This window comes from Rheinheimera texasensis DSM 17496 (assembly GCF_000711985.1).
GTDB classification, from domain to species: Bacteria; Pseudomonadota; Gammaproteobacteria; order Enterobacterales; family Alteromonadaceae; genus Pararheinheimera; species Pararheinheimera texasensis.
Genome location: NZ_JONU01000008.1, coordinates 179,835 through 195,177, shown reverse-complemented (window position 1 = coordinate 195,177; position 15,343 = coordinate 179,835). Strand labels below are relative to the sequence as shown.

Here is a 15,343-nt window from a genome sequence, read left to right as displayed (position 1 = left end):
GCATTGAGCAGGGCCGCAACCGCGGCCCTCTTTGTTTTAACCCCGCTTGTTCCTGAGATTATTCCAGCCGAAGCCTTGACAGCACAGCCGCCGCTGCGTAAAAAGCCATGCCTGTATACGCTTGCTACAGAGGATTTGCGATGTCTGTCAGTCACTTGCCTGAACCTGCCTGGTTAGCCACTGCTATTGAGACATTTTACGCCAGCGGGTTGGTGGTCTTGCCAACTACGTTGGATACCGCACTCTGCCAGCAGCTGCTTGCCGAAGCACAGCAAGCGAGCCTGCAACCGGCCGGCGTTGGCCGTGGTCAGGCGTTACAACTGAACCCGGAGATCCGCCGTGACCACACCTTATGGCTTGATGGCAGCACTGCGGCACAGCAGCAGTATCTGGATCTGATGGCGCAGATTCAACAAGCCGCCAACCGTCGTTGTTTTCTCGGTTTGACGCACCACGAAGCGCATTTTGCCCGGTATCAGCAAGGCGATTTTTATCAAAAACACCTGGACGCCTTTGTCGGACGCTCCAGCCGGATGTTAACCACCGTCTGCTACCTCAATGACGTCGACAGCGGTGGTGAGCTGCAAATATATAGTGAAGATGACCAACCACTGCTGCAGGTGAAACCACAAGCTGGCACTCTGGTGCTGTTCGAAAGCGCCAGATTCCCGCATGAAGTATTACCCGCACATTCAACCCGTTACAGCATTGCCGGCTGGTTCCGGATTGACTAGAGCACCATATAGTTTAATAAACGAACAGCAGAGCAGCCTGAAATTGCCTCAGGCAAGGCGACACAGCGAAGGAATAGTGGCGCTCTTTCGAGCTGTGGCAACGCCGCATGAGGCAATTGCAGGCGCTTCCGGACGGGCGATAGCAGAATGGCCGCATGCGGCGTTAAATTTTCTCGCTTTAGAACCACTAAAGCTTCAAAAATCTGCCTTGCCTGCGGCCATTCTGCTTATCGCTGCTGCCGCTTTTCTAAACTATATGGTGCTCTCGAACTTGCTGAAATTCAGCAGAATTTTCAGCAGTCTGAGCTATGCTCAGCAAAGCCCCTTATCCTTTACCCCCGTTTGCCGGAAGGACCTTGCCACATGCGTCAAAATTTACCCGTGACCAGTCACGAACGTACCTTTCCACCGGGTCAGAAACTGATTTCGACCACGGATTTAAAAGGCACTATCACCTACGCCAATGACGCTTTTGTCGCCATCAGTGGCTTTTCCCGCGAAGAGCTGGTCGGTCAGCATCACAATATTGTCAGGCATCCGGACATGCCGCCAGCGGCTTTTAAAACGATGTGGCAATACTTGCAGCAGGGTAAACCCTGGATGGGGCTGGTAAAAAACCGCTGCAAAAACGGTGATTTTTATTGGGTGCATGCTTATGTCACGCCGATCAGCGAACTGGGTAAAGTGGTTGGGTATGAATCAGTGCGTGTCGTACCTGACCGACAGCTAGTGCAACATGCCAGCACTTTGTATGCACAGATCAACGCCGGTAAAACACCACAAGGCCGTGGCTCTGCGATTGCATACCTCAGTCAGTGGTTTGCTTTACCACTGGCAAGCCTGCTCGGTGCTGGCATCGCCGCAATCACTGGTGCTATTGGCTGGGCTGCAGTTCTGGCGGCCGTTTCTGCCGTTACCTCCATGGCCGCGACACAACTACGCAGTAACAGCGAACTCTCGCTGCTAAAAGCGCAGATGCAACATCCCTTTACCGACCCACTGGCCGTGCTGACGTACGCCAGACACAGCGGGTCCTTAGGCGCGCTGGAAGTAGCGCTGCGCGCCGGCAATTCGCATTTAGACACTATGCTGACGCGGATTGAAGATACCGCAACCACAGTAGCGCAGCGCTCCGTGTCTGCTTACGAACTGTCAAGCCAGGCCGTACAGCAGCTACAGCAACAACAACAGCAAACTGAACTGGTCGCAACTGCGATGCACCAGATGACAACCACAATTGCTGAAGTCGCCAGTCACGTACAGGAAACTGCCACCAAGGCCAACGATGCCGATGGCCTGGCCCGTCAGGGTTCGGCTATTGCCCGCCAGACCCGCGAAGCAATTTTACAGCTGCAGCAAACCGTCAACGGCGTCAGCCAGGCGGTCACGACGCTGGCTGACCAGACCAGCATGATCAATCAGGCGGCACAAATCATTGAACAAATCGCCGATCAGACCAACCTGCTGGCTCTGAATGCCGCCATTGAAGCTGCGCGAGCCGGCGAACAAGGCCGTGGTTTTGCCGTAGTGGCGGATGAAGTGCGGCATTTAGCCTCGCGCACCACGGAATCAACCCGGCAGATTTATCAAATTATCCGCCAGTTATCCGAACAAGCGAAAAGCTCAGTCACAGTGGCCGAAAATGGCGTAGAGGACGCAGCAAAGGGCGTGTCAAAAGTGCAGGAAGCGGAGCAGATGCTCAGTGGCATCAGCGACGTGGTAATTGGCATCGCCAGCATGGCGACACAAATGGCTGCCGCAGTGGAGCAGCAGTCGCATGTGGCCGAAGACATTAATCAACAGGTGGTGTCGATTTCGACACTGGCCAATGAAAGTATGCAAAGTGGCAGCGAAGTTTGTCACAGCAGCGAGGAGCTTAATAATACGGCTGAGGCGTTACACGAGCTGGTGCTGCGTTTTCGGCGCGATGTCTGAGCCGGTTTCAGGCGGTTAACAGCACTTCCTGCTCCAAAAACCGTTTGGTCGTTAATAAAGCCTGCGCCAGCCCATACAGCTGGTGCTGGTCCGCCAGCTCCAGCGCCCGCTGTAGCTGCGCGGCTGATTTAGGCTCAGCGCGAAACCCACTGAGCCAGGGCGTTAAATCCGGCGGTACGACAAAACGCACTTTGTCACCATAACGTTTGTGAAGATGGTCAAACACTTCAAGCCCGGCACTGTCAAAATCAAAAGCACAAAAAATCTGCTGATAGCCGGTGAGCAGCGGATTTAACAACGCCGAACCAATCCGCGACCCCGCAGCCAGCGCCACATCACAATGCTCCAGCGCAAAAGATTCAGCCAGCATTTGCCGGCATAGCGTCAGCACCTGCGGATAACGGAAAAAATTCTCTTCGTTTTCAATCAATAACAAGGTTGGCTTTGGCGTGAAACCCAGACTGAGCTGCGCCTGTCCTGTCCCTTCGGTGCTGCCGGCCGCCAGCAACAGATCTGGCCTCGGGCCGGCGCACCCGGCATGATAGACCAGCAGGTAACAATGTGAAGTCTGCACCCGGTGTGAATCGCCCTGCAAGCTGGCAGTCACCCGGTCCGTTGGTGCTTGCGCACTTTGTAGCAAAGCCTCAAACAACGCCGGATCAGCAATACTGACCTGCCACTTGCCGGCGCCACTGGCTTTGACTTTAAACAGTTCAGTACGGCGCTGATAAAATGCCGGCGGCAATAACGCCAGCATTTTCTGGTAATTGACCGGTTTACCTTGCTGTACATTTTGTAGATATTTCAACAACATCAGCGCACCTCGGCGTTTAGTAGCGCAGCCACAGCCCGCTGCCAGCCGGCCAGTAGTTCCGCCCGTTGACCACTGCTGCACTCTGGATAAAACCAGGATTCAGCCCGGACCAGCGCTGGCAAGGCGTCCAAATCGGCGTACCAGTTCAGCTGAATACCAGCCAATAACGCCACGCCAAAAGCGGTAGTTTCGGTCTGCAGTGGCCGCATCACATTGATATTGAGCACATCGGCGAGGAACTGACAAAACCAGCTGTTATTGACCATGCCACCATCGACCTGCAGGCTCAACAGTGCTGCGCCATCTGATCGCATGGCCTGTAACAGGTCGGCCGTCTGATATGCTACGGCTTCCAGCACCGCCCGCGCCAGATGCGCTTTGCCGGTGCCGAGTGTTAAACCGGACCATTGTGCTTTGAGCTCAGGCCGCCAATGTGGCGCACCGAGGCCGGTAAAAGCCGGTACTAAATAGACGCCGCCATTGTCCGGCAAGCTGGCTGCCAGGGTTTCCGTTTCATTGGCATCTCTGATCAGACCAAGCTGGTCACGCAGCCATTTCACCGCCGCACCGGCAACAAATATCGCGCCTTCCAGCGCATATTGCGTCTGGCCCTGCACGGTGCAGGCGACGGTGCTGAGCAGCTGATGCTTTGATTGCAACAACTGTTCGCCGGTATTGAGCAGCGCAAAACATCCGGTGCCATATGTACTTTTTAAACCACCGGCGCGCACACAGCCCTGACCTATCGCCGCAGCCTGCTGATCACCCGCCACAGCCACAATCGGAAAAGGCCGTCCAAACCAATGCGCATCTGTCATGCCAAAATCATCGGCACTCTGGCGCACTTGCGGTAACAGGGCCGCCGGAATGTCAAACAATTCGAGTAATTCCGCATCCCATTGCAGACGCTGAATATCCAGCAATAAAGTCCGGCTGGCGTTGGTGGTATCCGTCGCATGAACCCTGCCACGGGTCAGCCGCCACAGTAAAAAGCTGTCGACGGTGCCAAACGCCAGCTCACCTTGCGCTGCCGCCTGACGCAGCGCGGGGTCCTGTAACAGCCAATGTAATTTGGACGCCGAGAAATACGGATCAAGGCAAAGACCAGTGCGCGCACTCACCCAATGCTGGTGGCCGCGTTGCTGCAATTGCTGGCAATATTCCAGCGTGCGCCGGTCCTGCCAGACAATGGCCGGCGCTACCACCTCGCCTGTGTCGCGCCGCCATAGCAACGTGGTTTCGCGCTGATTGGTGATGCCGATACCACACACTTGTAACTGCTGCGCGTCAGCTTGTGCCAATACTTCGCGGCAGACAGTCAGCACCGACAACCACAAAGCCTCTGCGTCCTGTTCTACCCAGCCGCTGAAGGGGAACGAGCAGGCCAGCTCTTGCTGCGCCTGCGCCTGCAGCGCGCCCTGACGGTCAAACAACATGGCCCGGCTGGACGACGTGCCCTGATCTATAGCCAGGATCACCTGATTGTCTTGCGCCAGGTTTTGGTCCATTGCCATACAAACTCCTGAGATCAGAAGGTCTGACCTAATGATAGATAAAACCGGTAAGGCTGCTCGGCCGCGTCCGACTCGGCCTGACCATAACCCAGATACAAAGGCCCAAACGGGCTGTCCCAGCCGGCAAAAATGCTGCCGGCCCAAATCCAGTCTGAAGCCTGCACATCCCGCATGGCACTGAACCGGGACTGGCGGACCAGGCCGCGTTCCAACGAGGTGCCAAGATAAAACGGCGCCTTAAACAGACTCAGCCGCGATTCCGGCAATTGGTATTGATAGACCAGACTGGCAAACTGAATTTCCGAGCCAAACAAAAAATTCTTCGGATAACCGGATAAATTCAGCAGGCCGCCAAGTGAAAACTGGTCAAGCTCTACCAGGTTTGCTGCGCCGTCCGCGCGCTCAAACCGCAGACGGCCACGCAGGATATGCGAATGCCATTGCCGTGCCGCCTGGGCTTGCAGACCATAAGTCTGGCTTTGACTGCGGTTATTAAGATAATCATCATTGAGGTGTTGCCAGTTGGCTTCCAGACGCACACCACGACTGGGAAAACTGCGGCTGTCCAGCGTGTCATAGCTCAGCTGCCAAAGACTGCCTCTACGCAAATAAGGCAGGCTGTCAAACGGCAGTTGCGCGGCGAGCACAGCTGGTAAACGAAAACGGCCATCACGACGTTGCAGGCCGACCGACAGCTGCAAGGGGTCTATCGGTTCCCAGCCAAGAGCAGCACTCAGGGCCAGTTCACGCTGATTCAGCTCACCACCGGAGCGGCCGGCATCATCCTCCAGTGCAAACACAGTGCGATTTTGTTCAGCATGTAATTCGGTGAAAAAACCAGACAGTCCCAAGGGCCAATATAAGGTGCTGGCCAGCTGTTTATCCGTACCCAGCGCTACGACGTTTTGCAGTGAAGCACCGTAAGGCGACAGCCCGGTCCACAAATGCGACGCGGCAAGTTGGTAGTTATGGGTATTTTCAAAATCGTCTTCCAGCTGGAAACGAAAATCCAGATAAGCCGGCCCCCAGCTTTTCGGTTCAGCGCGCAGCAACAGCCGCTGCTGGCCGCTGGCGTCGAGCTGTAAAGTGCTGCTGACCCGCTCCAGCGTATCCAGTCCATAAATACGCCGCACACCTTGTTGCAACGCCTGAAGTGAAACTGGCTGCGCCAGCGGTACATCCAGGCGCTGTAACAACAAAGCATCGGCGAGACCGGTGCGGTTTTCCAACGCCACCGCGGCCAATTCAACATTTGCTGGCGCCTGTCGGCGTCGTTGTTGCCAGTGCACATATGTCGCCGCCTGACTCAGCCTGCCCAGCTGGTCGCGAGCCAAAGCTACTGCGGTTTGCCCCGCCGCAATCGCCTGCGGCATTTTGTCAAAATCCAGCGTGCCAACGCTTTTCAGCTCAGGCTGAATTAACACGTCATCCGGCCCCAGCAACGCCAGTTGCCGGCTGACGGCTTCTGCCACCAGGAAATTAGTCAGTTGCTCGGTAATGGCCATCGCACTGTTCAGCTCTTTGCCGGATAACAGCGGCGCATCAATAGACACAGCAATAATGCGTTCTGCGCCAAGCGCTTTGGCAACACTGATCGGCAGATTGTTCGCCACGCCGCCATCGACCAACAAATGATTTTGCAACTGCATCGGCCGTACCACGCCGGGAATGGACATCGACGCCTGTACTGCATGTAATAAATTGCCGCGGGTTAAAATCACCGCTTCGCGGTTAGTCAAATCAGTTGCCACAGCGCGAAACGGGATGGCCAGTTCATCAAAGCTGCCAAGCTCAGGTACCAGACCATAAGCCTGCTGCAACAACGCGGCCATCGCCTGGCCGTGCAAAATCCCTTTAGGTACACGTAAGCCTTCAGGTCCAACCCCTAAATCCAAATTGATTGGAAACTGGTCGCGCTGCTCTTTGCGCCGCACCGGCACTTCGTCACGGTCGACGCGGTCACGAAAGCCTTCACTCCAGGGTAGCTGCAGTAATAATTGCTCGATCTCGGCTGGTGATTTGCCTTGCGCATAAAGCCCGCCGACAAATGCACCGATACTGGTGCCGACAATCAGGTCCACCGGGATCTGCTGGGCTTCCAACTGACGCAGCACCGCCACATGCGCGCCGCCGCGGGCGCCGCCACCGCCCAGCACCAGCGCGACACAAGGCCTGTCCTGCACCCGGCTGCAAGGACCACTGTCTGCTAGTCTCTGTTCAACCCGGCCTTGTTCAGCAAACACCGGTTCAGTCCACACCAACGCCACGACAGCACAGCTGATCCACAGCCAACCCCATGATTTAACCTGCATACTGCTCCCTCTGGTCCACAGCAAATCAGTTTTGCTGCGTCGGTTAAAAAAATAATGTTTCAGTGTAAATAAAATTGCTGCGAGATTCCTGTTCTCAGATCAATAGCTTAGCCAAAAAAAATGTCAATTTATTTTACAGTCACTGTAATGTTTTCTGAAAATCTTAATAAGAGTTTATTGAAATTGTCACAAAGGTCATTTAACGTACAAGGCCCTGGTCGGAGCACACTAAAAACAATAACCGCCCGGGCCTACCGAATCTGACAACTAAAACCAAGTTCTTACAAATGGACGTCACCATGAAACTAAATATGTTGTTGCTGTCGATGCTGCTGGCCCCGGCAGTACACGCAGAACCTTTTATCTCTGAATATGTGGAAGGCTCATCGAACAATAAAGCGCTGGAAATTTACAATCCGGCCGATGTAGCACTGGATTTGACCGGTTATACCATCAAAGTGTATTCCAACGGCTCACTGAACGCCGGCAAAACCATCACCCTCGGTGGTACTTTAGCCGCAAAAGGTACACTGGTCCTGACTGATACGGGTACACAGAGCGTCCCGGTTGCACCAGAGTTAGCAGCAAAAAGTAACTTGACGATCGGCACCGGTAACTTTAACGGTGACGATGCGATTGCTCTGTTCAAAGGCGCTGATTTAATTGACGTATTTGGTCAAATCGGCTTTGACCCAGGCACTTCCTGGGGTAGCAACAACAATTTCACCCACGACCGCACCTTAGTCCGCAAAGCCAGTGTGACCCAAGGCGACGCCAATGGCAGCGATGCCTTTGACCCAAGTGTGGAATGGGATTTTTACGCCAAAGACGATTTCTCCAATCTCGGCGCCCATACCGGTTCAGGTAACAGTGGCGGTGGTGGCGGCGTGGTAGTTCCACCAGTAGGCCCGGTGATTGGCAACTGTGGCGACAGCGCGACGCTGATCAGCGCCGTACAGGGCAGCGGTGCTGCTTCGCCGGAAGCTGGCAAAACTGTGGTCGTTGAAGCCGTCGTAAGCCGCGTCACTGCATTTGCTACCGGTTTTTATATTCAGGAAGAAGCCAGCGATTCGGATAACAACCCCGCGACTTCAGAAGGCATTTTTGTCTACAACGATGCAGCTTCTGACTATCCGACCGTCGGTGACAAAGTGCGGGTACTGGGTAAAGTTGAAGAATACTTCACTAAAACCCAAATCCGCCGCTCAGGCCTGCTGGCCTGCGGCACCGCCACAGTGCCACAGGCTGTCAGCGTGACACTGCCAGTCAGCAATCTCAGCGTCTGGGAAAGCCTGGAAAGTATGCAGGTGACCTTCCCGCAACAACTGGTGGTGGCTGATCACTATAATCTCGGTACTTATGGCGAACTGACTTTAGCGCCACAACGCCTGTTCACACCAACTAACCAGTTCCGCCCGGGCACACCGGAAGCTGTGGCGCTGGCGTCACAAAACAGCCGCAGTAAAATTGTGCTGGACGACCTCGCCAATGGGAAGAACCCGGCCAACATCATTTACCCGGCGCCTGGCCTGAATATGAACAACCCGGTGCGGGTTGGCGACAGCGTCAATGCCAACTTAAGCGGTATTCTGGATTACAGCTTCAGTGCCTGGCGGTTATTGCCAGAAGGTACTGTGCAGTTTAACGCCAGCAATCCACGCGAAGAACAGCCAGTGCTGCGTAACCTGGGCAACCTGAAAGTCGCCAGCGCCAACGTGCTGAACTACTTCAATGGTGACGGTTCAGGCGGTGGTTTCCCGACCTCACGTGGTGCTTCTTCTGCTGTCGAATTTGAACGTCAGGCCAGTAAAATCGTGACCGCGTTAAGCAGCATCAACGCCGATGTCGTTGGCCTGATGGAAATTGAAAACGACGGCTACGGTAGTCAAAGTGCCATCGTGGATTTGGTCAGCCGGCTGAATCAGCAGCTGGGCGCTGGTACTTACCAGTATGTCCAGGTGCCTGGTACCACGCAGCTGGGTACCGATGAGATCAGTGTGGGCATGTTATATAAACCGGCCAAAGTGACGCCGGTCGGCAATGCCGTGACCACCAATGCCGGCGTATTTGGTTATGGCAATCGCCAGCCGCTGGTGCAAACCTTTAGACAAAACGCCAACAATGAAGTCTTCACTTTCGCCGTGAACCACTTCAAGTCGAAAGGCAGCTGCCCAAGTGGTTCCACCAACCCTGACCGTGATCTCAAAGACGGCCAGAGCTGCTGGAATGCAACCCGGGTGCAGGCAGCCACTGAGCTGACCGCATGGCTGGCAACCAATCCAACCGGTTCTGCTGACAAAGACGTGTTGATCATGGGTGACTTAAACGCTTATGCCAAAGAAGACCCGATTGTAACGCTGACCAACAAAGGCTTCGTCAATCTGGTAGAGAAATTCCAGGGCAACCGTGGTTACTCTTACCTGTTTGGTGGCGAAAGTGGTTATCTCGACCATGCGTTAGCCAGCGCCGCGCTGTCACCACAAGTGACTTATGCGATGGAATGGCATATCAATGCCGACGAAAGCACTGTATTTGACTTCAACCTGGAAGATAAAACCGTGCAGCAGCAGGCGGACTTCTATCAGCCTTCAGCATTCCGCGGTTCTGACCATGACCCTGTGGTCGTTGAACTGGCGTTAAAAGCAGCGAACCCGGCTGACCTTGATAAAGACGGTGACGTCGATAATAACGACATCACATTATTTAACAAATTACTGAAAACAGGAACGAAACTGGGTTTGGAATACGATTTTAACAAAGATGGCGTGGTTACCAGCAGTGACGCCCGTGCTATGGCAACACTCTGTACTTATGCCCGTTGCGCTATCAAATAACCACTCAATCAATTGTTGTTGAAGGAATTTTATATGAAGAAGTTAATTGCGTTATTTGCCTTCTGTCTGGCGTTTAGCAGTCAGGCCGCAGTGATCAAAGTGGAACTGGATAAAGCTCAGTACCAGAAAGACGAGCTGGTGCAGGCGCAAATCCGCCTGCAAGGTTATAGCGACGGCCTGGCAGGGTTTACACTGGATCTGAGCTACTGGTCGGCAGCGCTTGGTTTTGAAACTGTAACTTTTGGCCCGCACTTTTCGCCGACAGAACCAAACTTTGGCGACTACAGCAAAAACGGCAGCACTTTGACTATTAGTGAAATGAATCTGTTTGATTTCGCCTGGGATCTGGCTGACGTGCAAGGACCTGATTTCACGCTGGCGACTGTAACATTTAAAGCGTTGGGTGGTGGTCTGCACAAACTGTTGTTGAAAAACATTGAACTGACCGATGGCTGGGGTGATCAGCTGAAGGATTTCAACGTGGAAGCAGCAACAGTCAATGTGGCCGGTCCAGCCGTGCCGGCTCCGGCAACAGCACTGCTGTTGTTACCGGCACTGCTGTTGCTACGCCGTCGCAATTAAGAGTGTATCCAGTATCAGAAAGCCGGCATTTGCCGGCTTTTTTGTTATGCAAACACCGCGATGGACAACAGATATTCCCGTGCCGACACCACTGATCCCGCCAACCGGCTATTCCACCGGAGATCTTTGAGTCAGGCGCGAATTGCTGCTATGGTTTTAGGCTTTATCCCTAAAGATAAAAATGGTTTAATTCGTTGTATCAATTGAACAAACAGTGTCCTAAATCGCGATGGACCGCGAGATAAACTGAACCGGCTTGCTGAGGTTGCATGTTAGATTCGTTGCGTAGTCGACTCATCCTGTTATTGCTTGGCATGCTGGCCTTTATGACGGTCGCTATGGGTTACGCTGCACTCGGTGCCATGCAACGTGACAGTGCCGCCCAGGCGCGCCAGGCGCTGGACGTCGCCAGCCGGGTATTTCAGGAAGCGTTAAGCAACAGAGCGACTCAGCTGGGTAATTCTGTCCGTCTGGTCGCCAGCGATTTTGGTTTCCGTCAGGCGGTCGCGCTGCGTGAGCAGGACACTATCGCCTCAGTGCTGGAAAATCATGGCAGTCGTATCGATGCGACTTTAACTGTGTTGCTGACGACGCAAGGTGATTTGATCGCCAGCAGTGGCCAACAAGTCAGTCAGGCCCAAATAAGTCAGTTGTTTAAAGATATGCGACTGTCCGGCCAGGACTCAGTGTCCGACATCGTGCATATCGGTGATCAGGCTTATCAGATGGTGATGGTGCCGGTGAAAGCACCACAACTGATTGCCTGGGTTGCCATGGGGTTTTCGCTGGATACTGCGCTGGCCAATCAGATTAAAGCTCTCACCGACCTCGATATCAGCTTTGTGTTTGGTAGTGGCACTACCAATGCCGCACTGCTGGCCACTACTTTGCCGGACGATGTACACGACACCCTGACCAGCATGAGCAGTGACAAACAATTAGCGGTGCTTGATCAGCCGTTACTGACCACACAAAAAGCCTTAGATCGGGCCGGTACTATTCAAGCGTTATTACATTTATCCACGGCCCCCTGGCAGGAGACTTACCTGCAGGCGCGGGCACAATTGCTGGCGATTTTTGGCCTGGGCCTGACTTTGGCCGTGTTGTTCGCTGTGGCGCTGGCGCGCAGTATCACTGAACCGCTGCAGTTACTGACGCAATTCGCCCGGGCTATCGGTTTGGGCCAGTCGTTGCAACCACCGGCGATTAAACGTGGTGAAGTTGGCCTGCTCAGTGACACATTACAAAAAATGCAACACGACATCCGCCAGCGTGAACAGCAAATTTTGTTTCAGGCCCAGCACGACACTTTAACCGGGCTTGCTAACCGCTATCTGGTGGAACTGCAACTGCCGGCTCTGCTGAGCAACCAGCCGTTGTGGCTGCTGCTGGTTAATATCAAAGATTTTAAGCACGTCAATGACGCCTTTGGGTATAAAAACGGCGACTCATTACTTGAACAGCTGGCGCTGCGTTTGCGCAACGCTTTTCCGGTTGCGGCGATGATTGCCAGGCTTGGCGGTGATGAGTTTCTGCTGGTCAACCCGGATGCGCTGCAACCAGCGGACCTGCCGGCGCTGCAACAGCAGTTATCGACAGATTTTAGTCTGGATAATTCGCGGCTGAATCTGAAACTGGCCTTAGCGCTGTATCAGATACCCGCGCAGACCGGCAACGCCAATGACGCACTGCGCCGGGTTGAAATCGCCATGGTGCATGCCAAAGCCAGTCATCAGCTGATTGCCGAATACCAGCCCGGACAGGATGAAAGCCATCAGCGCGAACTGACCTTATTACACGATTTGCCGCTGTCGCTGCAATCCGGTCATATGTTTGTCGTCTACCAGCCCAAAGTCAGCCTGCGCCAGCGCCAGGCCGGCTCTGCCGAAGCCCTGATCCGTTGGCAGCACCCGCAACTGGGGTTTGTACCACCAGATGAATTTATTAGGTTGGCCGAGCACTCCGGCTTAATTTCCCGCGTCACCGACTGGATGATAGTGCAAGTGATCAGTCAGCTCGCTAGCTGGCGTGATCAGGGTATTGAGCTGACCGTTGCGGTCAACCTGTCGGCCTATGATTTACTCAGCAGCGACTTACCAGGCCAGATCGCCGCGCTGCTGCAACAACATCAGCTACCTGCCTCTGCGCTGGCGCTGGAAGTGACTGAAGGCGCGGTGATGCAGGATCCACAGCAAGTGATCCAGAACCTGCAGATCCTGCGGCAAATGGGCATTGAACTGGCGATCGACGATTTTGGTACCGGTCAGTCGTCATTGGCCTATTTGAAGCGCTTACCGGTACACGAAGTGAAAATCGACCGGGCTTTTGTCAAAGATATTGAGCATAATCATAATGATGCGCTGATAGTGCAGACCACAGCCGAACTGGCGCATGGCCTGGGTTTACTGGTCACAGCCGAGGGTCTGGAAAATCTGGCGGGTCTGGCCAGGCTACAGGCCGCCGGCATTGATAAAGTGCAGGGTTATTATTTTTCCAAACCGCTAAAAGCCGCCGATTTTGCACAGTGGCTGACAGAATTCCAGCAACAACATAACCGTTGGTTTCCCGAGGTCTGATGCACAGATTCTTAAAATACAGCGCCGCCCTCTGGTTGCTGACCACCCTGCCAGTGTATGCCGCCGGCAGTAAAGTGATAGCCACCGGCGGTGCCACCAGCATCGAAGGCGGCGCCGGCGGCGGTATTGTGCCCTGGGCCGTGATCAATGGTTATGGCAGTTCCGGGCAATGGTCGGTGACAGGTGCCGTCAGTCAGGTCGGTGTTGACGACTTTACCCTCAATAGCCGCAGCATCAGCCTGTCTTATGACAACAAATACGAACTCAGCGTGGGCCGGCAGCAGCTGCAACTGGACAGCATGGGCGGCGAGCTGAACCAGCAAATCATTGGCCTGAAATACAAAATTGCCGGTGAACTGCTGTACAGTGCCATGCCGCAAATCAGCATCGGCCTACAGCACAAGAAACAGCTCGATTTCGCCATACCAGCTGCAGTGGGTGCACGGGATGATCAGGGCACTGACCTGTATCTGGCCGCCAGCAAAGTCTGGCTGGATGCAATCTGGGGCCGCAATGTGCTGCTCAATGCGACTGTGCGCGCGACCAAAGGGCTGCAAACCGGCTTGCTTGGCTTTGGCACCAGCAGTGACAACGGCTATCAGTATGTCGGCGAATTCTCCGCCGTTGTGTTACTGAACCCGCAATGGGCAATAGGGGCTGAATTTAAGCAAAAACCGGATGAACTGGCCTTTGCCCGCGAAGACCACTGGCGCGACTTGTTTGTCGCCTGGTTCGCCAACAAACATCTGAGTGTTGTCGCCGGTCACGTCGACCTTGGCAGCATCGCTACATTCCGCAATCAGACCGGCTATTATCTGGCCCTGGAGTCGACATGGGCATTTTAATCCGCACACTGCTGCTGTTGGCACTGTCCGCCTGCAGCAACAGCCCCGAACCAAAAGACTGGCTGTATCAGCAGCTTGGTGGAGCGCCTGGCCTGGAACAGCTGGCTGATGGCCTGCTACGCGAAATTGAACAAGACCAGCAAATCGTGCATCACTTCAAAGACACTGATATTGCCAGATTCCGTAAGCTGTTGATTGAACAGTTCTGTGAACTGAGCGGCGGCCCCTGCACTTATACTGGCGCGACCATGCAGGAAAGCCATACCGGCTTCCAGATCACTGAAGCCGATTTTGACAATCTGGTTGAACATTTGATCAAAGTGATGACTGAGCAACAGGTACCGGTTGCGGCGCAAAACCGCTTATTGGCCAAGTTAGCTCCGATGTACCGGGACGTGGTTTACCGCTGAGCCGGCGGAAAAGCCGCCGTTTGGTAATAAGTCGCATACAACTGTTGCAACCGGCCACTTTGATACAGCCTTTGCATGCCGCGGTCAAAATCGGCCGCCAGCTGACGGCCGGCGAATGTATTCTGAAACACCGGATACAGCGCTTGCGCCGCAGCCAGTTGCCGCTGTTTTAGCCTGGTGCGCAGCTCATCCGGCACGTTGTACTGATAGCTGATATAAGCATCTAACCGGCCGTATTGCAGCATATCAAAGCCAAACTTTTCGGCCGAAACTTCAATCCCGTTGACCCTAACCGGCAGATAATCGCCAAAATCATAGCCCAGCATCCAACCCACAGCTTTGCCTTGCAGTGACTGCAAGTCTCTCACAGCCTGCAAGGTGAACAACAATACTGGCGGGTCCATATTCAGATGCCAAAGTGGCACAAAACGCCGGTCACCGGAACCACGAAAATCTGCCAGCAGCACATCAGCCCGGCCGGCATAAAACATTTGTTTGGCGCGTTTCCAGTTGGTCACCCGGATATTCAGTTCAATGTCCGACTGTGCCAATGCAGCACGCAGCACATCAAAATACAAGCCTGTGCCATCAGCTTTGCTGAAGTCGCCCCAGGCTCCCGCAACCACAGTGATGGTTTTAGCCTGACTCAGCGCCGGGCCACAGAGGAAAATCACAACAAGCACCGCATAAAGACCGGCTCCGAAAAAACCGCGCCATTGTGAACTGTGCTGTTGTTTGTGCTGTGATCTGCTTTGTGGCTGGCAGCGGGCTAAAGCCAAAGTCTGCT

General features: G+C 54.3%; 12 protein-coding genes. 8 read left to right on the top strand and 4 right to left on the bottom strand.

The window, feature by feature from the left end:
- Positions 1–140: 140 nt before the first annotated feature.
- Genes Q399_RS0106795 through Q399_RS0106785 form a run of 3 tightly spaced genes read left to right on the top strand, consistent with a single transcriptional unit; the run spans position 141 to position 2,669 of the window.
- A complete protein-coding gene (locus Q399_RS0106795) occupies positions 141–734 on the top strand; it encodes a 2OG-Fe(II) oxygenase (protein WP_051685825.1) in 594 nt (197 codons plus the stop codon).
- Positions 673–1,119, top strand: a complete 447-nt coding sequence (locus tag Q399_RS0106790; RefSeq protein ID WP_157836248.1) for a hypothetical protein — start codon at positions 673–675, stop codon at positions 1,117–1,119. Before Q399_RS0106795 ends, Q399_RS0106790 begins: the two co-directional genes overlap by 62 nt.
- Complete coding sequence (locus Q399_RS0106785; RefSeq protein WP_031567038.1) at positions 1,098–2,669, top strand: methyl-accepting chemotaxis protein; 1,572 nt, start codon at positions 1,098–1,100, stop codon at positions 2,667–2,669. The genes Q399_RS0106790 and Q399_RS0106785 overlap by 22 nt, the downstream gene beginning before the upstream one ends.
- A 7-nt stretch (positions 2,670–2,676) precedes the next feature.
- Here the strand turns inward: Q399_RS0106785 and Q399_RS0106780 are convergent, their stop codons facing one another.
- From Q399_RS0106780 to Q399_RS0106770, 3 genes are read right to left on the bottom strand one after another with little or no spacing between them, the layout of a single operon-like run.
- Entirely contained in the window at positions 2,677–3,483 is an 807-nt protein-coding gene (locus Q399_RS0106780) for a hypothetical protein (RefSeq protein ID WP_031567036.1), read from the bottom strand.
- Positions 3,483–4,997, bottom strand: coding sequence for a glycerol kinase GlpK (glpK, locus tag Q399_RS0106775; protein WP_245612848.1), 1,515 nt, complete (start codon positions 4,995–4,997; stop codon positions 3,483–3,485). Before glpK ends, Q399_RS0106780 begins: the two co-directional genes overlap by 1 nt.
- Before the next feature lie 14 nt (positions 4,998–5,011).
- Complete coding sequence (locus Q399_RS0106770) at positions 5,012–7,309, bottom strand: patatin-like phospholipase family protein (protein ID WP_031567031.1); 2,298 nt, start codon at positions 7,307–7,309, stop codon at positions 5,012–5,014.
- Between the two features lie 299 nt (positions 7,310–7,608).
- Here Q399_RS0106770 and Q399_RS0106765 point away from each other — a divergent pair, with 299 nt between their 5' ends.
- The 5 genes from Q399_RS0106765 to Q399_RS0106745 all read left to right on the top strand — a co-directional run bounded on the left by Q399_RS0106765 (position 7,609) and on the right by Q399_RS0106745 (position 14,556).
- On the top strand, positions 7,609–10,143 hold the full coding sequence (locus tag Q399_RS0106765) for an ExeM/NucH family extracellular endonuclease (RefSeq protein ID WP_037045856.1): 2,535 nt from the start codon (positions 7,609–7,611) through the stop codon (positions 10,141–10,143).
- Positions 10,144–10,176: 33 nt separating this feature from the next.
- Positions 10,177–10,725 (top strand): hypothetical protein, encoded by a 549-nt coding sequence (locus Q399_RS0106760; RefSeq protein WP_031567025.1) that lies wholly within the window; start codon positions 10,177–10,179, stop codon positions 10,723–10,725.
- 269 nt (positions 10,726–10,994) lie between these two features.
- On the top strand, positions 10,995–13,301 hold the full coding sequence (locus tag Q399_RS0106755) for a bifunctional diguanylate cyclase/phosphodiesterase (protein ID WP_031567023.1): 2,307 nt from the start codon (positions 10,995–10,997) through the stop codon (positions 13,299–13,301).
- A complete protein-coding gene (locus tag Q399_RS0106750) occupies positions 13,301–14,146 on the top strand; it encodes a DUF3034 family protein (RefSeq protein ID WP_031567020.1) in 846 nt (281 codons plus the stop codon). The genes Q399_RS0106755 and Q399_RS0106750 overlap by 1 nt, the downstream gene beginning before the upstream one ends.
- Positions 14,134–14,556: a group I truncated hemoglobin gene (locus tag Q399_RS0106745; protein ID WP_031567019.1), complete on the top strand. Its 423-nt coding sequence runs from the start codon at positions 14,134–14,136 to the stop codon at positions 14,554–14,556. The genes Q399_RS0106750 and Q399_RS0106745 overlap by 13 nt, the downstream gene beginning before the upstream one ends.
- Here Q399_RS0106745 and Q399_RS0106740 read toward each other — a convergent pair.
- Positions 14,547–15,335, bottom strand: a complete 789-nt coding sequence (locus Q399_RS0106740; protein ID WP_031567017.1) for a substrate-binding periplasmic protein — start codon at positions 15,333–15,335, stop codon at positions 14,547–14,549. The two genes, Q399_RS0106745 and Q399_RS0106740, sit on opposite strands and share 10 nt — an antisense overlap.
- Between the last annotated feature and the right edge of the window lie 8 nt (positions 15,336–15,343).